Raw genomic sequence first — 23916 nt, forward strand, 5'->3', positions numbered from 1 at the left:
TAGCGGCCCCTCATCGGCGGCTGAGGATGCGGGCTGAAGCGACGACCGCCTGGCCGAAGGAAAGGGCGCCGTCGTGGGCGGGCAAGAGGGCGGGCAGAAGCACCTCGAAACCCTCCGCCCGTAACTTTGCGTCGAGCGCCTCGGCCAGGATCCGGTTTCCGAGACAGCCGCCGCCCAGAGCCACCGTGGGCCGGTACGGCCGCCCTGCCTCCGCCTCCCGCGCGCGCACGGCCGCGGTCAGCTGGGTCAAACCTTCCGCCAGTCCCAGGTGAAAGCGGGCCGCCACCAGACCTGGCGCGCGGCCGCAGGCCAGATCCTCGAGCGCTTGGGCCCAAAAACCCGGGGCCAGACGCAAGGGCCCGGTCGTGTCGTCGCCATGGGCCGCCGTCACTGTAAACACGTAGGGAGGCAGCTGCTGGGCGTGCTGGAGGTGGTCTTCGTCGATGAGCGCCTCCAGCTCCATGGCGGCTTGCCCCTCGTAACTCATCCCCCCTGGGCAAAGGCCCACGAGAGCGGCGACGGCATCAAACAGGCGACCACAGGATGACAGCGGGGCCGGGCGGAGGGGCCCGGCGAGGATCCGCGCGAGCGCGGGCGCGTGCTGATCACAAAGGCGCGCCAGCTCTGCGGAGCGCGGAAGCGCGCGCAGGAAGGTCAGCAGCGTCGGATGCGCGGGGTCCGCCCGCAAGAAGGCATCGAGGCTTCTCCAGGGGGTGCGGGCGGCGCGATCCCCGCCCACGAGGCGCACGGGCATGAGGCCTCCCCGCTGCGTGGCCTGGCGGTAATCGCAGGTGAAAACCTCGCAGCCCCAGAGCGCCTCTTCGGGACCAAGCCCCACACCGTCGAGAGCCACACCAAAGCAAGGCTTCTCCTCGAGCGGCACGCCGTGTTCGGCCAGCACCGCCGCCACGTGCGCGTGATGGTGGTAAATGCGATGAACCTCGGCGCTTTCCTCCACGGCCCAGGCTTCACCCTTCCGTGTCGAGGCGTAGTCGGGATGCGCGTCGACGGCAACGTGTGCCGGCACCTGCCCGAGCAGCTGCGACATCGCCTGGAAACAAAGCTCGTACGCCGTGAGTGTGGCGTCGCTGTCCAGATCTCCCAGATGCGGTGACACCCAGGCGCGCGCGCCCTGAACGAACGTGAGCGTGCTCTTCAGGTGCCCCCCGGCCGCCCAGAGGGCCGGCACATCACGAAACCCCGGCGGCAGCGGCATCGGCGCCGGAGCCATGCCGCGCGCACGCCTCAGCACACGCACACGCCCGGCGTAGACCGCCACCACCGAATCGTCCACGCGATGAACGATCCTGCGATCGTGACGAACCACGCCGTCCACGATCGGCGCCAAACACCGCTCCGCCTCGTCATCGTCGATACACTGCGGAGCATCGGACAGGTTTCCGCTCGTGCACACGAGGGGCCTGTCCAGCGCCTCGAGCAGCAAGTGATGGAGCGGCGTATACGGCAACATGAAGCCCAGGGTCCGCAGACCCGGCGACACCGACGGGGCAAGGGCCAGCGTGTTCGCCTCGCGAAGGCCCGTGGGGCCCCGAAAGCGTGACGTGAGAAGCACGATCGGCGCGACGTCGCTCGTAAGCGCCTGCGCCTCGTCGTCGCAGACATGGGCGTAGTCTCGTACGAGCGTGAGATCGCGCGCCATCAACGCAAACGCTTTTCCCGAGCGCCTCTTTCCCCGGCGCAGGCGGGCCACGGCGTCCTCGTTCGTGGCGTCGCAGCACAGGTGATACCCCCCGAGCCCTTTGACGGCGACGATCCCCCCGTTACGCAAAGCCTCGATGGCGGGAGCGAGTCCCGAAGGCCCGTCTGCACGTAGAGACGTTGTCCAAGGTTGATCGAAGGTTTGTCCATTGCTCGCCGCCACCTCGAGCACGGGGCCACACGACGCACAGGCCATGGTTTGTGCGTGGTAGCGGCGATCCTCGGGGTTTTCGTACTCGTGCGCGCATGCAGAGCACAGCGCAAATGCCGTCATGGTCGTGGCGCTGCGGTCGAAAGGCAAGCGCGTGGCGATGCTGAACCGCGGCCCACAGTCGGTGCACGTTGTAAACGGATACAGAAAACGCCTGGATTTTGGGTCCCGGACGTCATGGAGACAGGCCGCACAGGTGGCGGTATCAGGAGGCAGAATCGTTTCGATGGCCCCGGTAACAACGCTGTGGCCAATGTGAAAACCCGAAGGCGGGGTCTCGAACACATGTGCCGTGACCTCCAGGCTCTCGATGCGTGCGAGCGGCGGCAACGACTCATGTAGCGCGCTCAAAAACGCGTCTTTTTCGTCGCCGGAGCAAGCCAAGAGCACCAAAACCCCGTGTCCGTCGTTGTACACGGTGCCCGGTAGATTCAGGGCTCGTGCGAGCCGCGCCACGGTGGGCCGGAAGCCCACGCCTTGCACTTGCCCGCGGACACGAAGCCCAAAACCTTGGTTCGCTGTCTCGCGACGCCCCTCGCTTCCCTGACTTGGCACCCTCACACCTTTCAAAATCGCGCACCTTCTGCGCCCAAGCAAGTCGCAAGCGCGTCGAGAGATGACCGGTATGGTTCAATTCATCGAAAAAACATCAAGCTTGCGCAAAAGGGGGCCGAAGCCTTTTTGGATGCGTCCAGCTTCCGGTCTGTGACGCTCCCGATTCCGGATTTGGAATCACCAATCAGGAGAGACGATGCCCTCATTGATTTGGATGCAAACGGCCGGGTGCAGTGGTGACACCATGGCCATTCTCTGCGCCGAAAACCCCTCGCTCCACGACACCCTGACCAACTACAATGTAGACCTGCTTTGGCACCCGTCCCTGTCGACGGCAACGCCGCGCGAGCTCGAGGCCACCATCGAGCGGATCTGCGCCGGCGAGCAGGAGCTCACGGTCCTCTGCGTCGAAGGCGCCATTGCGCTCGGTCCGGATGGCACCGGCATGTTCGACTCGATGTTCGGTGAAGCCAAGATGGACATCATCAAGCGGCTCGCGGACCGTGCCCAGTTCGTCATCGCCATGGGCACCTGCGCCGCCTTCGGAGGGGTGAGCGCCGCGGGCTGCAACCCCACGGATTCGGTGGGCCTGCAATTTCGCCAGTCCGATCCCGGCGGCCTTTTGGACCCCTCGTGGCGCTCCGCGGGCGGCTTGCCGGTCATCAACGTGGCGGGATGCCCCGCCCATCCCTCTTCCATGGTGCGCACCTTGGTTGCCGCCCTGCTGGGAGCGCCGGTCGAGCTCGATCCCCTCAACCGGCCGGCAGAGTTCTTCAGCACCACGGTTCACCGCGGATGCACGCGCAACGAGTACCACGAGTACAACGTCGAGGAAAAAGCGTTCGGCGGGGATGGCTGTCTCTTCATCAACCTTGGCTGCCAAGGCCCGACCACACAGGCCATCTGCAACACCGAACTATGGAATGGCGAATCCAGCAAAACGCGCGCGGGGGCGCCCTGCATCGGGTGCACGGCCCCCAATTTCCCGAAGCCCCAAAACCTGCTGGTGACCTTGAAGGTGGGCCCCATCCCGCTGTCGCTGCCGCTGGGGGTCAAGCGCGCCAAGTACATGGCCTACAAGGGACTGGCCCGGGACGCGGCGCCCGAGCGGCTCCAGCCCACCGCCCCGCAAGCAAAGACCGCCGCGACCGCGACCGCAGAGGAGGTGGACAATGGGTGAGATCATCGAGCTCGGGCTCAACCGTGTCGAGGGGGACCTCGAGGTCAAGATCGAGGTCCAGGATGGCCGCATCGAGGACGCGTGGTGCATCGGCACCATGTACCGCGGCTTCGAGCAGATCCTGCAAGGCCGCGATGCCACGGACGGCGCCGTCCTGACCCCGCGGATCTGCGGCATCTGTGGCACGGCCCATCAATACGTGGCGGTGACCGCGATCGAGCACGCCTTGCAGTGCGAGGTGGCGCCCAACGCGATCCGGGCGCGCAACCTCTGCCTCATGGCCGAGGAGACCCAAAGCGACAGCCGCCACACGTTCCTGATGTTCACGGTGGATTTCTGCAACCCGCGCTACGCCGATCACCCTCTGCGGGCCGAGGTGGAAGAGTCCTTCGCGATGCTTTCGGGCAAGGCCTACCGGGGCGTGCTCGAACACACGAAGAACATCTTGAAGGTGGTGGCGATCATCGGAGGCCAGTGGCCTCACGCCAACTTCATGGTGCCCGGTGGGGTCACGAGCCGGCTCACGGTAGGCAACCTCGTGCGGTTGCGCACGCTCATCGACTCGTACCAGAAGTGGTACGAGCAAGACATCCTGGGATGTTCTCTCGAGCGATGGTCCGAAAACCGCACTTTCGACGACGTGCTCGCGTGGGTCGAGGCCTCTGAGTCTCACCGCAAGAGCCCCATGGGGCTGTTCATCCGCTTCGCCCGCTCGATCGGCCTCGAGACCTTGGGCTTGGGAGAGGGCAACCTTTTGTCCTACGGCAGCGGCTACGACCCGGAGCGCTGGCGTCCTCCCTACGGCGCCCCCCAGACGATGCGTGCCCCGGGCTTCTTCGACGCAGAGACGAAGCAGCTCGAAGCTTTCGACCATCAGCACATCGAAGAGCACATCAAGCACTCGTGGTTCGTGGGCTACGCGGGAGGCCGCCACCCGATCGATGGGATGACCGTGCCCGAGTACGACCCCGATGGCAGCCGCTATACGTGGGCGAAGGCCCCCAGGTACAAAGGCAAGGTGTGTGAGTCGGGCCCTCTGGCCGAGCTGTTTACCGCCGGCGATCCGCTCGCCACCTCGTTGTTCACGATGCAGGGCTCGAATGCGTTTTCGCGACAGTTCGTGCGCCTTCACCGCCCCACCCTCACCCTGATGGCGATGCGCAAGACCCTCGACGAGCTCTTTGCTCACGCGGCCGAGCCTTACATCGTTCCCGTCGATGATGTGGTCGAAGGCACGGGCGTGGGCCTTGGCAGCGCCGCCCGCGGAGCCCTTGCGCACTGGGTCCGGTTCAAAAAGGGAAAGATCGAATCCTACCAGATCATCACGCCCACAGGCTGGAACGCCTCTCCGCGCGGCTCGGACGACAAGCGGGGGCACTGGGAGCAGAGCCTCGTGGGCACGGTGGTCAAGGACCTGGAAAACCCCATCGAGCTTGGCCACATCGTGCGCTCGCACGACGCCTGCCTGGTGTGCACGGTTCACGTGCTCGACACCGACAAGAGGATGAGATTTGGACTCTGACGAATACGACGGTCTCTTGGACTCCGGCGCCCCGTGGGAGCAGAGCCCCATAAGGATTCTATGCTTCGGGAGCCGGTTCCAGGGCGACGACGGATTCGGAGGCGCGGTGTACGACGAACTGCGTTCGCAGCCCCTGCCACAAGGCGTGACGGTGTTCGACGCGGGAATTTGTAGTGTGGGATCCGCGCTGCTCCTCGAGGGCTGCCGCCACGCGGTCGTCGTGGACAGCGTGCGGGGGATGGGCACACCGGGGCAGCTCTTTCGTCTCGTGCCGGAGGCCCTGCCCGCCCACGCCTCAGCCTATAGCTCCCACGCGCTCGGGCTGAACCATCTGTTCGAGACATTACCCATCTCCCTTGGAAAAGACGCGGTGCCGACCATCGAGATCATCGGGGCCGAGGTCGGCCGTATCCAGCCCTTTTCCCAAACACTGAGCCCTGAGGTCGCGGGCGCCGTCAAGCCCGCCGCAGCCCTCGTGCGGAGGGCATGCTCGTTGGCTTCATCGAAGATCGTAACCGGACACGGCGGAGACACAACACATGGCGCAACCACAACTGCAGTCACAAGACTTTGACCCGCGCGACGAGCTCCTCGACAAGATCCAGCTGTTGGAGGACGAGCTCGCCGCGATCAAAACGGCCTTCCGCGAGCGGGAGAACGTCATCACGCAGGGCTTCGCGAAGATGGACGTGATGCTCGTCGAGGTCGAGGCGCAGCGCAATGAACAGAAGGCCGTGGCCGAGGCCCTCGACCAAGCCAAAGGCTTCACGGAACGCGTGCTCGACACGATGTCCGAAGCGCTCCTGGTGCTCGACCCTCAGGGTTACATCAAGCGGGTCAACCGCAGGACCCTCGAGCTCACCGGCTACAGCGAAGCCGAGTTGATGGGCGTCTCGGCGGACCGGCTCTTCGTCGACGAGGAGATCGAAGCCCTCCGCGAGAGCAAAGGCAAAAAGGTCAGACCCGAGTTCTCGCGGGCTTACCAGGTGTTCGCCCAGATTCGCGGCTGCGAGCTTCGCGGGGGCCTGGTTCGCAAGGATGGCTCCCGCATCCCTCACCTCTTCAGCTGGGGCGACATCCGCTCGCCCCAGGGCAAACGCGAAGGGTTGGTGGTGATTGGCACGGATGTGCGCGACATCGAAACGGCCCTCGGATCGCTCGCGAAGGCGCACGCAGGGATGCGCCTCGTGCTCGACAACGTGGACCAGGGATTCGTGACAGCCGATCTCGAAGGCAGGATGTCATGTGAGTACTCGGCCACCATGGACAAATGGTTCGGCAAGCCCGATCTCCATCAGCCCGTATGGGCGTGGTTCGGAGGCAGCACCGAGGATCAACCAGAAGGCGTCAACAGCACGTTCTGCCAGTGGTTGTCCCTGGGTTTTGGCGAGCTGCGCGAGGGCCTGCTGCCCGATGAGCTGACACTCAGCCAGCTTCCGCAAACCCTCAAGAGAGGTAAGCGCACGTTCTCCGTTGAGTATCGTTTGATCGACGACGGTGCGCCTGCACCTCGACGCGTTCTCATCGTGGTTTCGGACATCACGGCCGAGCTCGAACGAGAGAGAGCAGAGGCCGAAGACCGTCAGTTCGTCGCCGTATGTCGGCGCATCATGAAGGACCGCGACGGCTTCGAGTCTTTCTTCCAGGAGACAGACGCTTTGGTGAGGGGGCTCGATCGGGGTGACTATGAGCAGGACATGGTGGTCAAAAACCGCATCATCCACACCCTCAAGGGCAACGCAGCGATATGGGGCTTCGAGTCGGTCGCGGCGCTCTGCCACACCCTCGAAGACGAGATTTCTCAGGGCCAGGAAGAAGAAGCCCGTGAGGCTCTCGCGAAGGTGGTGAGGACCTGGCGTGAGACCATGACGCGGCTCGAGGACGTGCTCGTGGAGCGGGACGAAGGCATCACGCTCGCCCAGACGGAATACACGATGGTGCTCGAGGCGCTTCGCTCGAAAACCAGCCACGACAAGATCGAACGCTTCGTGCGCAGCTGGTCGAGAGAGCGCAGCGAGACACGTCTCAAGCGCGCCGCCCACCAGGCCGAGTGGCTGGGCATACGCCTCGGCCGGCCCGTCAACGTCACGATCGAAGCCAACCAACTGCGCCTGCCCGATCTCGCCTGGGACGGGTTCTGGAGCGCCTTGATTCACGCGGTACGCAACGCCCTCGATCACGGCATCGAGCCCGCCGAAGAGAGGCAAGCCCGAGGAAAGCGTCCTGTGGGCCAAATGCGGCTCGTCACCGAGCACAAGGAGGGTCACGTGGTCGTGGCTTTGGAGGACGACGGGCGCGGCATCGATTGGGAGAAAGTGCGGACCAAAGCGGCATCGGTAGGCGCTCCGTCCACGACCAACGAAGATCTGGAAGACGCGCTGTTCCTCGATGGCCTCTCCACCCGCGACGAGGTCACCAGCCTCTCGGGCCGAGGCGTGGGCATGTCGGCTTTGCGGCAGGCCTGTCGTGACCTCGGCGGCAACGTCAAGGTCTCGAGCGTGCCCGGCCAAGGCACGCGCCTCGAGTTCTGGATGCCCTACCCGGGTATCGCTGCGGCCGCGAACGACAGCTGACGGTACGCGAGCGCCCGCCCAAGGGCGGGCTTCACCTCTGCAAGGCAAACGTCTCGACGAGCGCATCCAGCAAGGGCGTACCGGCGTGCAAGCGCTCGGCCAGGCCGGGAAGCAGACAAGCCCCCTCTTCGGGGTGATCGGGCACCAAATACGCGAGGAGGTGCCAGGCGGCACAGTGCGCCCATCTCTCGTCGTTCGCCAGCCACGTGAAGAGCTCCTGGGGTCCGTCGAACGAGCGCTCCACGCTATCGTCGTCGAGCGACCATACTTGCCCCGAGAGGTCCAGGGGCAAGCCATTCTCGTGGCTGCGGGGGCGGCCAAGGCCATCGAAGCCCTCGAGCGCGAAGCCCAGGGGATCCACGAAGCGGTGGCAGTCCGCGCAGGAGGGGTCTGCGGCGTGGACCGTCTCGTAGCGGGCGCGCGTGGTCAACCCATCTGCCGCGTTCGCAGCCGGCGGCATCACGCCGGGAAGGGCCGGCGGCAGCTCGTCGCACATCCACCTCGTGCGAATCATCGCGCCTCTCCGCGTGGGAGAGGTCCCGTTCGGGAGCCCAAGGCTTGCGAGGAGCGCACCTTGGGCCCAAAGGCCCGCACCCTGGGGGCGCACCGAGAGCGAAAAGGCCGCCTCTTCCGCGGGTGCGTTCGTCGCCCCGTCGAGCCCATAGTGCGCGCGCAGCCGTGCGTTCAGGAAGGTGCGAGTCTCCGTGAGCAGCGCCGAAATCGGGCGACGAGCCTCGAGCAGATGGAAGGCGACGAACCGGCGTGTCTCTTCGACGAGATCACGGCGTAGCTCCTCCGCAAAGGGCTCGGTCTTCGCCACCGAAAGAACGTCCTCCACGCGCAGCCACTCTGAAAACGCCGCCAACAGGTGCTGACGCCCCACGGGGCCGGACAAGGCGCTCTCGATCAGGTCGCGCGCCCGCGCACCCGCCCCCGCCTGCAGAACCTCCGTGAGTGCGGCTTCGGAGGGCCCCCGGCCTTCGAGGCCGAAACTCATCCGCTCGAGCCACGCCAGGTCCGCTTGGCTCTGTTGACCGCGGTAGACGAACTCCGGCGACATCACGAGCGCCAGCAGCGTCGAGGATAACGCCTCCTGCGCTCCGGCTTCACCGACGCTGTCGCGCCAGAACACTGCAAATGAATCCCGTTCCTCGGCTTCGAGCGGCCGGCGAAACAAGAGCTGCCCCACGCGCTCCACCACGTCCGCCACGCAGGTCTCTGCAGGCACGGCACCACAGAAGGGCGGATCGGCCGTGAACCACTCCCCCACCTCGAACAAGTGCTCCGCAAAGTCGCCCTGAACCTTGCGCCCTGGCCCGTTGTTCGAAAAGCCTCCCTGGCCAGCGGGATCCAGCAGGAACTTGTCGATGAACCGCTGCCTGTCTTCGGCACGGAGCGCCTTGTGTGGAAACGCCAGAGCCAAGCTGTCCACGATCTCCGGCACGGAGAGCCGCTGCCACACAGGCGGATTCAGGCCGCAGACCTCTGCCGCATCCGGGGGCCGCGCGGCCGCATCCGGCGCGCTCGCATCCGCAGCCGCATCGGCCGGCACGAGCCCCGCGTCTCGCAGGGGGGCTTCCCCCGCGCCGCACGCAGCGAGCCCGAACGCCAGGACCGACACCCGCGCCCAGGCCCCGCGGTCCCCCTGTCGGGCCCGCGCGCTCACGTCGCCAATACCTCGAGCAAAGGTCCGTCTGCCCCTTCGGGATCTCGCTCCGTTCCCACCTGCGGCAGCATCACCCCCATGAGGCGCGCCAATGTCACCAGAAGCGCGCCGTGAGAGCGCCCGCCGAAGTCGAGGTAAAGCCCACCCTTGAGGAGCCCCGCCCCCCCTCCGAAGAGCACGAACGGATTCGACTGGCAGTTGTGTTCCTGGCCGTCGGAGATCTCCGAACACCACAGCACGGTCGTGTTGTCGAGCAGCGTATGCGCCGGATCCAGCGGATCGGGGACAGAGAGGCCTTCGAGCAGCCGCACGAGCCGCGTGGCGTACCAGCGCTGACAATCGGCGTGTTGGGTGCGTCCGGTCGTGCCCACATCCGAGTGCGTGACGTCGTGATGCCCCCGCGCAACGCCGATGAACGAGAAGGGCACGTTGGCGTAAATCGACATCGACTGCAGCGTGATGATCCGAGTCGCATCACACCGCAGCGCCGCAACCGCAAGATCGAGCTGAGCGTCGAAGAGTTGCGCGAAAGAAGCGTGGTCCCAGGGGTCGATGCCCCCCTGGCGCAAGGCTTCGACGCTGGCGATGCGGGGCACGTCCGCGCAACGCGGGCTTGCCGCCACAGACCCGCGCACACCGGGCACCCGCGCCAGGGACGCCTCGTACGCGCTGAGCCCGTCCTCGATCGCAGAGGCATCGGATCGCCCGGCCGCCCAGGCTCGCCGTGCCTTCAACCGCGCGTTCACGAACGCGGCCACGCGGCGGCGGCTCCGGTCCCGGGCGGGGTGTGCGGTGGCACCGAAGAGGGCGTCGAAGGCCGCCACCGGGTCGGGCCGGTGCGCGAGCGGTTCGGGCGAAAACACCCACTGGCCGCGCTCCGTGAAGCGCCGGCGTTCGTCGGGGATCACGCCCAGCTGAAGACTCGGCCACGGCGTCGTGCCCACAAGCCGGCCCGCGATCTCCTGGTCGATCGAGAGCTTCCCCCCGTTCGTCAAGAGCGACGCCATGGCCTCGTGGTTGCCCGCCCCGTACATGTCGAGCCCCCGCAACAGCACCATCCGGTCCCTGAAAGGGGCGAGCGGCGCAAGGATAGGGGAGAGCGGCGCCCCTGGGCTGCCCACCGCTTCGCCAAGGGGCAGCGCGGGCCAGAAGTACTCGGGAGGCACACCGTGAGGCGTATAGACGATCACCAGGCGGCGTGGGCGCCCTTCGGAAGGCGCGGCGCGCACACCCGCAGACGCCTGCAGCCAGCCGGCAGAGGCGATTTGGAACATCCGTCGCCGCGTCCACCGCGTCATGACTTCGAAGGCTACGCGGAAAAAGCGCTGTGGGAGGCCCCTTTATGCGCTTTGCCCTGACGAAACTCAAGCCGTCCGCGAGGCAGACCAAGGATACTGGGGGCTCGAGGCGGCATGCACTTGGCCAGTTGTTCGCGCCCGCGTCCCCCCACCTTCTGTCCCGGACTGACCGCGCCCGCCCTTGCGGCGTGGCTGCTGTTATCCGCCTGCGCCGGTGCATCGAGCGACCCCGCCGACGACGCAGACGGGGCCGCGGCCGGCGCGGGGTCGGGCGGCGCGGCCGGCGCGGAGTCGGGCGGCGTGGCCGGCGCTAGGGGCGGTGCGGGCGGCGTGCCGCGCGCCGGGGGTGCGGGCGGCACGTCCCCAGGAGCCGGGGGCCAGGCCGGTGCCGGTGCAAATGCCCCCGTGCGAGCGCCGCAGGGGCTGATGGCACGACCTGCCAACCCCACGTGCACAGCGCCAGACTCCGAAGCCGCCGCTCCCGCCAAGCTGAGCGAGACCGGCTGCTTCCAGCCGGGCGACCCCCGCAAACCCGCTGCGGGGCTCATCCCTTACGGGGTCACGGCAGCCCTGTGGTCCGACGGCGCCGACAAACGACGGTGGATGGCGCTTCCCGATGGCGCGCAGATCGAAGTTGATCCCGCGACGGGCGATTTTTCGTTCCCCAACGGCACGGTGCTGCTCAAGGCCTTCGAGATGGACGGCATGCCGCTCGAGACGCGTTTTCTCGTGCGCCTCGCCACCGGCACCTGGGTTGCTTACACCTACGTGTTCAACGAAGCCGGCACGGACGCCACGCTGCTCGGCCGGGAGAGCGACTACCGCTTCCTCGAACGCGCCGGGGGCACGCTCGAGTGGACGTTCCCCAGCCGCGAGAACTGTTTCGCGTGCCACACCGAGGGCGCGGGTCGTTCGATCGGCCTCGAGTTGGCGCAACTCGACGGCGACTTCGTCTACCCGGGCGACAAGCTCTCGAATCAAGTGGACACGCTCATCGCCATCGGCGTTCTGCCGAGCGGCGTCGATCGCACGCAGGGCTTTCCTGCCCTCGACGACCCGCAGGCGTCGTTGGACCGTCGCGCCCGCGCCTACCTGCACGCCAACTGCGCGCACTGCCACAGGCCGGGCCAAACGAAGGACGTCTCCCTCGACCTTCGTTACGCATCACCGCTCGCGAACACCAATGCCTGCGGCGTGGCGCCTGCGAAGAACAAGTACGGCATCGACGAGATCAAGCTCATCGATCCCGGCGCCCCTGAAAACTCCATGGTCAGTTTCCGGATGCGCTCCACGGTGAAGAACATTCGCATGCCTGACCTCGGCACACGCGTCGTGGACGAACGCGCCCTCATGCTCGTCGACGACTGGATTTCATCGCTGCAAAGCTGCGCGGCCACGCCCCAGCCCTGACCCAGGAGCCCGCATGAACGCCCTCTTTCCCCGCACCCTCGTGTATGCCTCGTTGATGCTTGGGCTTGCGGCCTGCGCCGCCAGCACTGAGAAGGCTCCGGATACGGAGGCCCCCGGCCGCGGCGGCAACGGGGGAACCCGCAACGCCGGGGCCGGTGGGGCGGGCGGCGCCACAGGGACCCCCGGCGCAGGCGGCGCCACCGGCACCGCCGGCGCGGGCGGCGCCACGGGGACCGCCGGCACGGGCGGCACGGTGAACGGGGGGCGCGCCAGGCATGGCCGGCGGAGGAGGGCCGTCGCCCGCTTCGCCCGCCACGTGCGCCCCCCCCAACCTCAAGCTGACCCGCATCGCCCAGCTCGACAGCCCGATGGCGCTCACCCAGGGCGGCGCCGACGATTTTCTCCTGGTCGCCGAGCGCGCTGGACGCATACGCGTCGTGAAGAACGGGATGCCCGCAGGCACCTTCATGGACCTGCAGTCATCCGTGGACACCGAGGCCTTCGACGACGCGAACACCGAACGCGGCCTTCAGAACCTGGCGCTTCACCCTGCCTACGCCGACAACGGGCGCTTCTTCGTGTTCTACACCCGCCGCTCGAAAGACCCCTTTTCCGAGGGCGCACAGGGCGACATCGTGATCGCCGAAGGACAGCGTTCCGAAGATCCCACGAAAGCGAAGGCGGGCCTCACGCCCCTTCTGGTGATCCCCCACGGAGACGACCACCACATCGGTGGCATGCTCGCGTTCGGCCCCGATGGCTTTCTTTACGCCGCCACGGGCGATGGCGGCGGGGGCGACCAACGCGGCAAACGTTCGTGGGACCTCACGGACCTGCGCTCGAAGATCCTCCGCATCGATGTGGATGACGTGGCTCGGCGCGTGCCCGGCAACATGACCCGCGACAACGCCAAGCCCCAAGTGTGGGCGAACGGCACCCGCAACCCGTTCCGCGGCAGCTTCGACCGCGTCACCGGCGATCTTTACTTCGGCGACGTGGGCGACGCGAGCTACGAGGAGGTCAACTTCGTGCCCCCGGGCAAAACGAACCTGAACTTCGGGTGGGGCTTCGACAAGAGCAAGGTGGAAGGCCCGCACCAGGTCCAAACAGGGATGGAAGGCCGCCACCCGATGCCCTACTACACGGCGGTGGCCTGGACGGAGCGCGACGAGCTGCCGATCCTCGAGTACCCGCACGACGGGCCGGGCTGGCAAGTGGCGGCGTCATCCTGGCAGATGAAGGGTTTCGCCTGCCTGGGCGCCATCGACGACGCCGAGGGGTGCGCCCGCGCCGTCATCGGAGGTTACGTGTACCGCGGCAAGGCGATAGGACAGCTGAGTGGTCGCTACTTCTACGGGGATCACGTGCGCAACGAGATCCGCTCCTTCGTCGTGAAAGACGGGGCGCTCACCTGCCCGCACGATCACACGAGCGAGCTCGTCACCACCAGCACACGGCTTCAAGGGCTCACGGGCTTCGGCGAAGACAAAGACGGCGAACTCTACGCGCTCGATCTCGTCGGCAACGTGTACCGCATCGACCCGCGCTGAGGATACAGTCCCGTATGTTTCCCGCGCCCTCCCGGCCGAGCGCTTCGTGCGAGGCCCGCACACGCGCCTTTTCGCTTCGATCTGACCCGCTGCCGGGCCGCACCCCGGAAGACAACCCTCGCGTGATGACGGTGGCGGGGCGCTTCGACAAGCTCACGCTCGCCGCGTTTTTGTCCCGCGCCCACCCGCACGTCGCTTGCGACGACTGGCGCGCCCGCGCGGAGGCGGGCTCTCTTTGTCTCGAAGGCCAACGCGTACGGGACCTCAACGTCACCGTACGAGCGGGCAACCGATTGATCCACACGATCCCCCGCGAGACCGAACCCGATGTGGCCACGGCCGTACGCTTCCTTTACGAAGACCCGCACATCTTTGTCGTTCACAAACCCGCCCCCCTGCCAGTTCACCCCTGTGGCCGCTTTCGGCGCAATACCTTGACCGCGCTCTTTGCGCACGCCTTTTCCGAGAGCGTCAAACCCGTGCACCGCCTGGATGCAGACACCGCGGGGCTCATGGTCCTGGCCCGCACGCGCCAAGCGGCCCATCACTTGGGGCGCCAATTCGAGAGCCGCACGGTGGAGAAGGACTATCTCGCTTTGGTGGAAGGACTGCCCCCATGGGATCGCCTGGCGTGCACCTTGCCCCTTTCGAGCGCGCCCCAGGGCGCCGGCAAACGCGAGGTGGTTCCGGAGGGCCCCGATGCGGGCCACGACGCCCTGACCCTCTTCGAGCGGCTACGCCCCGACGTCGCCAACGCCCGCTGCCTGCTGAGGGCAAAACCAAGCTCCGGACGCACGAACCAGATTCGGGTGCACCTCGCCGCCCTGGGATTTCCGATCGTGGGTGACGCCGCCTACGCGGGCACGGACGCCTTCACGAGCGGCCAGTTCCCCTTATGCTTGCACGCCTTCAAGCTCGCGTTCCGGCATCCCCATACCGATGCGCCGCTTAGCTTCGAGGACGTGGCCCCCCCCTGGGCCGAAGGCGCCTGAAGCCGGCTGGGCCCCTCCGTTCAGGCGTCGTCCCCGATGTGCGCGGCCCCTCGCGCCCGGGCCAGCTCCATCTGCCGCGCGCGCTCGCGCCGTCCCGCCCGCGTCTCGGCGCTCACCTGCGCGTGGCAGTACGGGCAGCACACACCCGCCTCGAAGAGCGGCGACTGCCGGTCAGCCGGCGTGATCGGATTTTGGCAGCCAAAGCACAACGTGTGATCACCCGGCGCAAGTCCGTGATCCAGGGCGACCCGCTGATCGAAGACGAAGCAATCACCCCGCCACCGCGAGGTCTCTTTGGGCACCTCTTCGAGGTACTTGAGGATGCCGCCCTCGAGGTGAAAGACGCTCTCGAAGCCTTCTTGCAACATGAACGACGTGGCCTTTTCGCAGCGGATGCCTCCGGTGCAGAACATGGCCACCTTGCGGTGACGGGCTGGATCCAGGTTTTGGCGCACCCAGGCGGGAAAGTCGCTGAAGTTCTGGATGCCCGGATCCACCGCGCCCTCGAAGGTCCCAAGCCGCGTTTCGTAGACGTTCCGGGTGTCCACCAACAACACCTCGGGATCGGCGAGCAGGTCGTTCCATCGTGCGGGCGGCACATAGGTCCCCACCCGCTCGCGCGGCGACACCTCTGGCACACCCAGCGTGACGATTTCCTTTTTCAGCCGCACCTTCATGCGGTGAAAGGGCATGCGCTCGCAGGCAGACTCCTTGGGGAGAAGATCGGCGAACGCAGGCCCGCTGCGCAGATGGCCCAGCAAAGCGTCGATGCCCGCGCGCGTTCCCGCCACCGTGCCGTTGATGCCCTCGGGAGCTATCAGGATGATGCCGCGGAGCCCCTCGGCCATGCAAAGAGCGTCGAGGGAGCTCTGCAGGCCCTCGAGATCTTGCAAGGGAACGAACTTGTAGAACGCGGCGACGACGATCGGGGACATCGTGGGGGGGCACCATAGCCGAAGGCGGCCAGCGGGGCCAACGGCGCCCCGGGTGAAGGCCCCGAAAATTGGCCCTTACAGGCTGCGTCTGTCATCGTTGCGGGGCCGCATGTCCCGCCACCCCACGTTGCCCACGGGTCCCCTTTCCGCCTCCGAGGAAGCCGAGCTGCTCCACCGCGCCCGGAACCAGGATCGCCACGCCCTGTCCCTGCTCTTGCAAGCCCACCAAAGCGGCGTGCGGGCCACCATCCGCGCCTTGGTGGGACACCCCAAAGATCTCGAGGACATCCTTCAAGACGCCCTGCTCGACGCCTTCACCCGGCTCGAGGAACTGCCCCCCGGCGCGCGGTTTTCGGACTGGCTCCAGGGCCTCGCCATCGAAAAAGCGGGCGCCTTTTTGGCCTTGGCCCGCCGCTTTCGCCCGGCCGCCCAACTCGAGCTCGAGGCCTACTGTGCCAAAACGGAGACCACGGCCGACGTGGCCGCCATCTTCGGTGAAGACGGGTTCAGCTTCGACGTGCGCTCACACGTCGCGTTCTGCTTTACGGCCATCGGCCGTTCACTGCCCATGGAAGAGCAGTTCGCCATCGTGTTGGTGGACGTGCTCGGGCTTTCCCTCGACGAGGCCGCCGCCGTGCAGCGGCTCAACACGGACTCGCTGACACGCTACCTGCAAAACGCCCGCACGAACCTCGAGCTGCTCTTCGAACGGCTGTGTGGGCTCTCGAACGAAGCCAACCCTTGCGACTTGTGCCGCGGGCTGCGCGCCGTGGCGGCTGATGAGCGCAAAGGCACCGACCCCGACCGGCTGGCGCTCAACAGCGGCCCGCCCGACGAGCGGCTCTCGCGGCGGCTCAGGATCGTGAGCCAAGCCGATCTCGATCACGGGCCCACCCGTGCGCTACACGACTTTCTCTTCGAGTTGATGTCGCAGAACGAAACCAACCGGGAGACCCCCAAGGATCAGGATGAGCGCCTCCCGTCTGAGCGGTCGCGCTGGGAGGATCTTCAGACCTATAACAACTGACGCGCCCCCAACGGGCGCGCGGGAAGGGGCGCCCTTCCCCCTCGGTCGCTACTTCTTCCGTCGCCCGAAGAGGCCTTGCTTCTCTTTCACTTTGTCGCCCGCGGACTCCGCGTAGGCACGCAGGTGCTGCTCTTCCTCTTTGCTCAGCTTCGTAGGTACGATCACCCTGACGTGCACCGCCAGGTCCCCGCGGCCCCCGCCCCGCAAACTGGGAAGGCCCTTGCCTCGCATCACGATCACCTCACCGGGCTGTGTGCCGGCAGGGAGCTCCAGGTCGGTTTCGCCCTCGAGAGTGGGCACGACCAGCGTGGCGCCCAGGGTGGCCTGGGGAAACGAGACCTCGAGCTGCGTATGCAGGTGGGCGCCGTCCCTCTGGAAGCGCGGATCCGCCTTGACGTGGATGTGAATGTAGAGGTTGCCCGCCTGCCCGCCCCGCGCCGACTCCTCGCCCCGCCCGGAAAGGCGCAACGTCGAGCCGTCATCCACGCCTGCAGGGATGGAAACGCTCAGGGTCTCGCTGCGGGTCTCGAGGCCGCTGCCCTTGCACACCTCGCAGGGGGTTTTGATGAGGCTGCCCTGCCCCCGACACGTGGGGCAGGTCGACTGGATCATCAAAAATCCCTGCTGATGGACCACTTGGCCCGAACCCCGGCACGTGCCGCACCGCTCGGGGCTCGAGCCCTTGGCGGCCCCTGAGCCCTCACAGGTGCCACAGCGGGTGTGGCGGTCCACGGTGACCTCTTTTTCCACGCCGGCCGCCGCTTCGAGCAGGGTCAGTTCCACCTGCGTTTCGAGGTCTGCCCCGCGGGACGCCCCCCGGCGGCGCCCGCCGCCGCCACCTCCACCAAAAAGGTCGCCGAAGATGTCACCGAAGGCCGAGAACACGTCCGAAACGTCAGAGAAGCCCGAAAAACCAGAGCTGCGAGGGCCTTCGTGGCCGTACCGGTCATAGAGCGCCCGCTTTTCGGCGTCGCAGAGCACCTGGTAAGCCTCGGAGGCTTCCTTGAACCGCTCCTCGGCTTCGGCATTGCCTGGGTTGCGGTCAGGGTGCAGCTCGACCGCCAGCTTGCGGTAGGCCTTTTTGATGAGGGTTCCGTCGGCGTCGCGGCTGACGCCGAGCACCTCGTAGTAATCGCGTTTTACGCTCACGGGCGGGGACACCGTAAGCACCGCGAAGGGGACTGTCAATCGCGGCCGGCGCATGAAATGCCGGGCGGCTCCGGGTGCCCCTCGTTTGGGCTTGTGGGGCAGAGCCCCGAAAGGGATACTTGCCCGACATGACGCGCTTGGTGACACCCCGCCCTTCGTCGGGCCTCGCGACGCTGATCCTGGCAGCGTCCAGCGTTTTCGTGGCCAGTAGCTGCTCCGAGGTGCGCTCGAAGTCCTTCGAGGGCCAGATCTGCAGCACCAGCGAGGATGAAAACCCCTACTTCGAGTGCGACCGCTCTCGCTCCGACCTCGTGTGTATTTCCACATATACCGTGGGCAACGGCGTCAAGGCCTACACCTGTCGGGTTGCCTGCGCGACTTCGGCCGATTGTTCTCAAGCGGGCGACGTCTGCTGCGCCGGGACGATCATTCGGGAGAGCTTCGGAAAATCGAGGGCGTGTGTGCCTGCCTCCCGCTGCGAAAGCGATCCGGACGCCGTCCCGCCGCCGGATGCCGGCATCAAGCCAACCCCGGCGGATGCTCTGCCCCAAGATGCCGGTGCGCAGAGCGCCGACGCCGCCGTTGACGCACCTGTTCTCGACATGCCTACGGCCCCCGATGCTTCGACCGACGCGGAGACCGACGCCTGATGGCCGCAAAGCAGCATAACCCCGGATTCGAGGCCCTCGTCGAGAGCATCAAGGTGGGGATCCGGGAGTGCTCCGTCGAGGAGGTCAGGCGCCGCCAGGAGGCCCGTGAGTCGTTTTGGCTGCTGGACGTGCGCGAAGATCACGAGTTCGCGGTCGACCGGGCCGCGGGCGCCCAGCACCTCGGCCGAGGCATCCTCGAGCGCGACATCGAAACCGTCATTCCGGACAAAAACGCGGAGATCGTGCTGTATTGCGGGGGAGGCTATCGCTCGGCCCTCGCCGCGGACAACCTCCAGAAAATGGGCTATCGGCGGGTCGTCTCGATGGCGGGCGGCATGCGGGCCTGGCGGGCGGCCGGGTTGCCCGTACAGGCCGGCGAAGTCTGACGAGACCGTTCCTCCCCTGGATGCCCCCACGGGTCGTTGCCTGACCCGCATGGACTGAATGCGCTGACGTCGACTGGGAACCGCAAGATCCGGCGGCCAGCGCCCCCCGAACGCGTCATCATAGTTGTTACGTTCCTTCGGCCGATGGGGGCACCTGCCCGTTTCGGTCTCGTGACTGCAAAAAGTCGGTTGAGGCCTTTCAATGCGCCCCCTCGGCCGAATTGTGGAGACTACCCTCATGGACTTGTCAGTTTCGTCCGTTCAGCGGCACGGCAACCGCCTCCTCTTCCTCTCGGCCGGCCTCCTGGTCTCGTTGGCCCTGCCGGTCTCCGGCTGCTCCGGCTCCGTCGACTCCTCGGCTGACCAGGACGACGGGGATGGCGATGGGGACGGCGATGGCGATGGCAACGGGGGCTCCGGACAATCCGGGGGACGCGGCGGCTCGAATCCGGGGGGCAACACGGGGGGGGCGTCACCGCCCATCATCGAACCGCCTTCCGGTTGTGAATCCGTCGAACCGCTTCCGCCCACGGCCCGCCGGCTTACGCAGAACGAAATTCTCAACTCCGTACGCGACATTTTGGGGGTCGAATTCACCCAAGAGACCGCGGGCTTCGACAAGGAGACCATCACGGGCTTCTCCACGGATGTCAGGGAGCTGATCCCCAACTTCGAGTTCACGAAGTCGAGCGTCACCTTCGGCGAAAAGGTCACCGCCAAAATTCAAGACCGCGCCGCCTTCGCGCAGAAGTTCGGTAAGTGCAACAGCTTCGGCGCCGACTGCGAAAAGGCCTTCATCGAAGGACTCGGACTGCGTCTTTTCCGCCGCCCCGTCACCGAAGACCAGGTCGCCCGCTACCGAAAGATCATGGCTGAGGCTGTGAAGCAAAAGGCCTCGTTTGGCGAAGCGACCCAGGCCGTGCTGCAGGCCATGTTGGGCTCGGCGAGCTTCCTCTACCGCCTCGAGCCAGAGGTGGGTGATGGTTCGTACCGGGGCCTCGACGACTACCAAATCGCCAGCCGGCTGTCGTTTGCCCTGTGGGGCACGTCGCCCGACGACGAGCTCATGGACAAAGCCCGCGAAGGCAAGCTGACGGACACCGGTGAGCGTGAAGCCCAGGTCGAGCGCCTGCTCAACGACAACCGCGCAAAGCAGATCTTCTCGCGCTACGCCTCCGATTGGCTGGTGCTCGAGGAAGCTGGAAAGTTCATCTACGACGAGGTGATGTACCCCGATTACAAGCCCGAGCTCGGTCTCTCGATGGTGGAGGAAACCAAGGCATTCATCAACGCCTTCTGGGACGAGGGGCTTCCCCTGCAGGACTTCTACACGGCCAAATTCGCCTTCGCCGACAAGGAGATGGCGACCATCTACGGGTTTGACAATCCCAAGCAGGGCATGACCCGCTACGACCTGGCGAACGATCCGAACCGGAACGGCATCTTCACCCAGGCTGCGTTCCTGGGCCCATCCGGTGTGCACACCACGGAACCGGGCATCGTGTTCCGCGGCCAGTACATTCTGAAGCGCTTCCTGTGCACGGAGCCGCCGGAACTCACGCAGGAGCTGCGCGACGCCCTCGGCGACCAGATCACGGCGAACGCCATGCTGGGCGATTCGAAGTCCCAGCGCTTCGTTGCCGAGGCGCGCACGGGCACCTGCCGCGGCTGCCACAACCAATTCGACCCGCTGGCCTACGCCCTCGAGCCCTACGACAGCCTGGGGCGCCGGCGTGACAAGGACCGCTTCGGGAACGAACTTCGGACGGACGGAAAGTTCCTTCCCCACGTCGACCCCGAAGAGCGCTCGTTCTCAACCACGGAGGAGTTCGCGAAGACCTTCGCCGAGCTGCCCCTGACCCGGGCTTGCCTTGCGGCGAATGCGTTGCACTTCCTGTCGGGGCAGGCGATTCACATCAATGACGACGATGCCCAGAGCTGTTTGGTCAACTCAATTCGGGAATCGATGGCAAAGCCTGACGCCTCGTTCAAGGATCTGTTCCGCACGATCGCGCTGCATCCCACGAACCAGGGTTTCAAGACCCTCCAGGCACCCTAAACCCGCCCCCATCAGCCCAGCCATTCGAGGACAACGACAATGAAATACCGTCATGTACTGAGCCGGCGCACGATGCTTCGCGGGATGGGGGGAGCAGCCATCGCGCTGCCTTTCCTCGAGGAGATGCACTCCAGCACCGCCTTCGCGGCTGACGTCTCTCCGGCTTGCATCACTTACTTCTTCGGCAACGGCATCCCCGTAAAGGCCTTCAACGGAGGTCTTTCCGGTCGTGTGGCGCCCTTGAGCGAAATCGCCGCGCGCTCTGCCATTCACGCACGGGTAAGCCTGAAGGCTTCCTTCCACGGGCCGGCCACGGAATCGAGTTTGCGGGGTAAGCCCAAGTCGGGACCTTCCGTGGAGCAGTACGTGCGCCACAAAAAGTACCCTTCCGGCAACGTGCCCACCCGCTTGAAGAATCTGTCGGCTGGGATCTACTGGCGTACAGACGAGTCGTACAAGTACCAGCACAGCTTCGATCTCAACGGCGACACGATGGACAACAACCCGCCGCGCTCGTTGGCGGCGATTTTCCAACGTCTCTTCGTCGGCTTCACGCCGCCGGGCAAGCCTGGCACCGACCCTGTCACCCCTCCGCCCCCCTCGTCGGGCCCCAACCTGAAGCGCAGCGTGCTCGACGCCGTCATCGACGACTACAAGCACTTCACTTCTGAAGCCGGCAACCTAGGCGCCACCAGCCGTGAGCGCATTCGCTCCCACCTCGACCGCATCTACGAAGTGGAGAAGACCCTACCCGGCCTCGACCAGCAGATGCAAGACGCCATGAATCCCACCACCCCTACGGGTGGGACGTCGGGCGGCTCGGCCAGCTGCAAGGTGCCCGCCTCGACCAACGAGGGTCAGCTCCCCGATCCCAACAAAAACGGCGTGCCTCCCGTCAGCCCCGACCTCATCGAGGCGTACTGGAAGAAGCTCGTAGACCTCTACGCCATGGGTTTGCACTGCGACATCTTCCGCTTCGGCAACTTGATGGCAAGCGGCTCAGCCGAACGCATCATCTTTAAAGGCACGATGCAGTACAACGGCCAACAGCGCTCCGTAGACCATGGAAAAAACGGCCACGACTACTGGCACGCCTGGGATCCGAAAGGAAACAGCTTTGCCAGAGAGCTGGACGAGCACATCAATTTCCTGTGCCGTCAGATGGTGACCTTCGTCAAAGCACTGGACGACAAGAGCTATCCGCAGGCCAACGGGAAGACCTTCTGGGAAAACCAGCTCGTCATTCTCACCACGGAGCTCGACAACCACTCGAACTCGGCGCACGCGACGGAGAACACTTTCCATCTGGTCTCGCCGGCGGGAGGCAAGGTAAAGACCAACGTTCTTCTGACTGAGAACAGCCCAAAGGTGACGTACGTCGACTTTTACGAGACCCTGCTCAAGGGTATTGGCATTAACGACCCGAGCGACTTTGGCCTGGCCAAGGAGCGCAAAGGTCTGGCCACGGGCGTACTGACCTAGCCGGCAGGCGCGCCGGGATGACCTTCAGTCTGTAGCCCCGCATCGGCGTACGCTCCTCCTCTACGGGGGCGGCGCAGCCAGCGGGGTTACTCGTGAAGGGAACTGAAAAACTCTCCCGACCCTAGTACGGGAGGGCGGGCGGAGTTCCTGGGTCTTGTCGGGCCTAAGGTAGTACGATCCGCCACGTGACTTCATCAAAAGATGAATCGGCGCCCGAGCCGACAACCACGCGCCCGTCTCTCGAAACCAGCAGCCCGGACATGCTTTCTATCGTTGCCATCGTGAGGCTATCGCGCAGCGCCTCGAACTTTGTCACGCCTTTTCCTTCTTTCCACACGCCGCCGTACGAGACGGCTACCGTTCCGTCATCGCTTGTATCCACAACGGGTTCCATGCCTTCGAGCACCTCTAGCGTGTCCGCTCCGATTCTCCACCGGAAGGTTCCAGCGTCCGTGTAACCAAAGAGGTACTTGCCGTTCCCGCTCAGGATGGACCCTTGAAGACAGGCGCCGCTCTGCGGCGCGGGCGGTTTTCCTTTGTTGGTCTGGGAGCATGAGTTGCTGTCATCGGAATAGGACCAGGCGTACACGCTGCCATCCACCGAAACGCCTTCGAACCGAGTGGGGCGCGAGGTACTCACTCCTTCCAGAGCGACGCAGCTCCTGCTGGAGACACTGCAGCGCTCTACCAGCCCGCTAAGCCGGTCGACTCTGTAGACGTGCGTCCCTGCATCTCCCTCGAGCCCGACGGGCTCGAAGGTCCCAGTTTCTCCGCTGAATGCGCTGCCGATGAAACCCGACCAAAGGGCAAGGGGTTGGTCCCCGGAGTCCAGGCTGGTCCATCCCGCAACCAAGGTCCCGTCGGGCGACACGCGTGCGGCGTGAGAGTTATCGCTGGAGCCCACCCTCAGGGTTGTCACGGTCCCTGTGCTCTGGTCCCACCTTACGGCCCACTGGCGCTCGAAGCCCACGATGACTCGCCCGTCTGTGTTCGTGTCGCGGGGGAAAATCTTACGGATGATCGTGACGCCGGGGCATTCGAGCCTACAGGTACCGTCGCCGCACTCCAGAAAACCTGGCTTGCACTTGTATCCGCAGCTGGACGCCGAACACAGTGTGTCCGCGTTAGCGGGAGTCACCTTTGCGCAGTCGCTGACCACGGTGCTGTAGTCCGTCCCGTTGCACTTCACCACGGCTGTTCCGGTGGCGTTGCAGATCTGCTGGTCGAGTGGACACGTTTGCGGCGGCACGTTTCCAGTCCCCCCGTTTCCCAAGACAGGTGCGTCCCCCACTCCGGCTTCACTGCCGTTTTCGCCCCCCGCGCCGGCTCCCGCGTCCTCGCCGGCAGCGTTCGGGTCGCCGCCTCCGTCCGCTCCCACCGTCGTCTGGGTTCGTTGGTCCGTACACCCCACAGGCGCGACGGTGACCCCGACGGTAACGAGGAAGAATAACGACGAGGTGCTCGAGATAGCTGACTTCATTGGAGGGTCCCTGTAGGTTACCGGAGTTGGTGGAAACGCAGTTGCGTCTCCTTTGAAAAATGACGACCCCCG

18 protein-coding genes are annotated in these 23916 nt (G+C 65.8%); 12 read left to right on the forward strand and 6 right to left on the reverse strand.

Features of this window, described 5'->3' with window-relative positions; all coding sequences use genetic code 11:
• Positions 1-10 precede the first annotated feature (10 nt).
• Entirely contained in the window at positions 11-2404 is a 2394-nt protein-coding gene (hypF, locus tag KA712_19590; GenBank protein MCG5055173.1) for a carbamoyltransferase HypF, read from the reverse strand.
• 325 nt (positions 2405-2729) lie between these two features.
• Here hypF and KA712_19595 point away from each other — a divergent pair, with 325 nt between their 5' ends.
• From KA712_19595 to KA712_19610, 4 genes are read left to right on the forward strand one after another with little or no spacing between them, the layout of a single operon-like run.
• Positions 2730-3665, forward strand: coding sequence for a hypothetical protein (locus KA712_19595; protein ID MCG5055174.1), 936 nt, complete (start codon positions 2730-2732; stop codon positions 3663-3665).
• On the forward strand, positions 3658-5187 hold the full coding sequence (locus KA712_19600; GenBank protein ID MCG5055175.1) for a nickel-dependent hydrogenase large subunit: 1530 nt from the start codon (positions 3658-3660) through the stop codon (positions 5185-5187). The genes KA712_19595 and KA712_19600 overlap by 8 nt, the downstream gene beginning before the upstream one ends.
• Positions 5177-5761: a hydrogenase maturation protease gene (locus KA712_19605; GenBank protein ID MCG5055176.1), complete on the forward strand. Its 585-nt coding sequence runs from the start codon at positions 5177-5179 to the stop codon at positions 5759-5761. The genes KA712_19600 and KA712_19605 overlap by 11 nt, the downstream gene beginning before the upstream one ends.
• On the forward strand, positions 5727-7760 hold the full coding sequence (locus KA712_19610) for a PAS domain S-box protein (GenBank protein MCG5055177.1): 2034 nt from the start codon (positions 5727-5729) through the stop codon (positions 7758-7760). The genes KA712_19605 and KA712_19610 overlap by 35 nt, the downstream gene beginning before the upstream one ends.
• A 31-nt stretch (positions 7761-7791) precedes the next feature.
• On the opposite strand, the gene KA712_19615 is transcribed toward KA712_19610, so the two are convergent.
• Positions 7792-9426 carry a DUF1588 domain-containing protein gene (locus KA712_19615; protein MCG5055178.1) on the reverse strand — a complete coding sequence of 545 codons (1635 nt, stop codon included), beginning with the start codon at positions 9424-9426 and terminating at the stop codon, positions 7792-7794.
• Positions 9423-10724: a DUF1552 domain-containing protein gene (locus KA712_19620; GenBank protein ID MCG5055179.1), complete on the reverse strand. Its 1302-nt coding sequence runs from the start codon at positions 10722-10724 to the stop codon at positions 9423-9425. Before KA712_19620 ends, KA712_19615 begins: the two co-directional genes overlap by 4 nt.
• Before the next feature lie 120 nt (positions 10725-10844).
• Here KA712_19620 and KA712_19625 point away from each other — a divergent pair, with 120 nt between their 5' ends.
• The 3 genes from KA712_19625 to KA712_19635 all read left to right on the forward strand — a co-directional run bounded on the left by KA712_19625 (position 10845) and on the right by KA712_19635 (position 14676).
• Entirely contained in the window at positions 10845-12134 is a 1290-nt protein-coding gene (locus KA712_19625) for a hypothetical protein (protein MCG5055180.1), read from the forward strand.
• A gap of 275 nt (positions 12135-12409) precedes the next feature.
• Positions 12410-13684, forward strand: coding sequence for a PQQ-dependent sugar dehydrogenase (locus KA712_19630; protein ID MCG5055181.1), 1275 nt, complete (start codon positions 12410-12412; stop codon positions 13682-13684).
• Between the two features lie 14 nt (positions 13685-13698).
• The gene (locus KA712_19635; protein ID MCG5055182.1) at positions 13699-14676 is read left to right on the forward strand and encodes an RluA family pseudouridine synthase; all 978 of its coding nucleotides are present in this window, start codon (positions 13699-13701) and stop codon (positions 14674-14676) included.
• 20 nt (positions 14677-14696) lie between these two features.
• Here the strand turns inward: KA712_19635 and KA712_19640 are convergent, their stop codons facing one another.
• Positions 14697-15611 (reverse strand): rhodanese-related sulfurtransferase, encoded by a 915-nt coding sequence (locus KA712_19640; GenBank protein ID MCG5055183.1) that lies wholly within the window; start codon positions 15609-15611, stop codon positions 14697-14699.
• 109 nt (positions 15612-15720) lie between these two features.
• Between KA712_19640 and KA712_19645 the strand changes: the two genes are divergently transcribed.
• A complete protein-coding gene (locus KA712_19645; protein ID MCG5055184.1) occupies positions 15721-16638 on the forward strand; it encodes a hypothetical protein in 918 nt (305 codons plus the stop codon).
• Positions 16639-16686: 48 nt separating this feature from the next.
• Here KA712_19645 and dnaJ read toward each other — a convergent pair whose 3' ends face one another.
• Complete coding sequence (gene dnaJ, locus KA712_19650; GenBank protein MCG5055185.1) at positions 16687-17841, reverse strand: molecular chaperone DnaJ; 1155 nt, start codon at positions 17839-17841, stop codon at positions 16687-16689.
• Between the two features lie 74 nt (positions 17842-17915).
• On the opposite strand from dnaJ, the gene KA712_19655 reads away from it, so the two are divergent.
• From KA712_19655 to KA712_19670, 4 genes are all read left to right on the forward strand, one after another.
• Complete coding sequence (locus tag KA712_19655; GenBank protein MCG5055186.1) at positions 17916-18437, forward strand: hypothetical protein; 522 nt, start codon at positions 17916-17918, stop codon at positions 18435-18437.
• Positions 18437-18823: a hypothetical protein gene (locus KA712_19660; protein ID MCG5055187.1), complete on the forward strand. Its 387-nt coding sequence runs from the start codon at positions 18437-18439 to the stop codon at positions 18821-18823. The genes KA712_19655 and KA712_19660 overlap by 1 nt, the downstream gene beginning before the upstream one ends.
• 238 nt (positions 18824-19061) lie before the next feature.
• Positions 19062-20882: a DUF1592 domain-containing protein gene (locus KA712_19665; GenBank protein ID MCG5055188.1), complete on the forward strand. Its 1821-nt coding sequence runs from the start codon at positions 19062-19064 to the stop codon at positions 20880-20882.
• A 39-nt stretch (positions 20883-20921) separates the two neighbouring features.
• Positions 20922-22364 (forward strand): DUF1552 domain-containing protein, encoded by a 1443-nt coding sequence (locus KA712_19670; GenBank protein ID MCG5055189.1) that lies wholly within the window; start codon positions 20922-20924, stop codon positions 22362-22364.
• Between the two features lie 163 nt (positions 22365-22527).
• Here KA712_19670 and KA712_19675 read toward each other — a convergent pair whose 3' ends face one another.
• Positions 22528-23844 (reverse strand): hypothetical protein, encoded by a 1317-nt coding sequence (locus KA712_19675; protein MCG5055190.1) that lies wholly within the window; start codon positions 23842-23844, stop codon positions 22528-22530.
• Between the last annotated feature and the right edge of the window lie 72 nt (positions 23845-23916).

This window comes from Myxococcales bacterium (assembly GCA_022184915.1).
Lineage (GTDB): Bacteria > Myxococcota_A > Polyangia > Fen-1088 > Fen-1088 > JAGTJU01.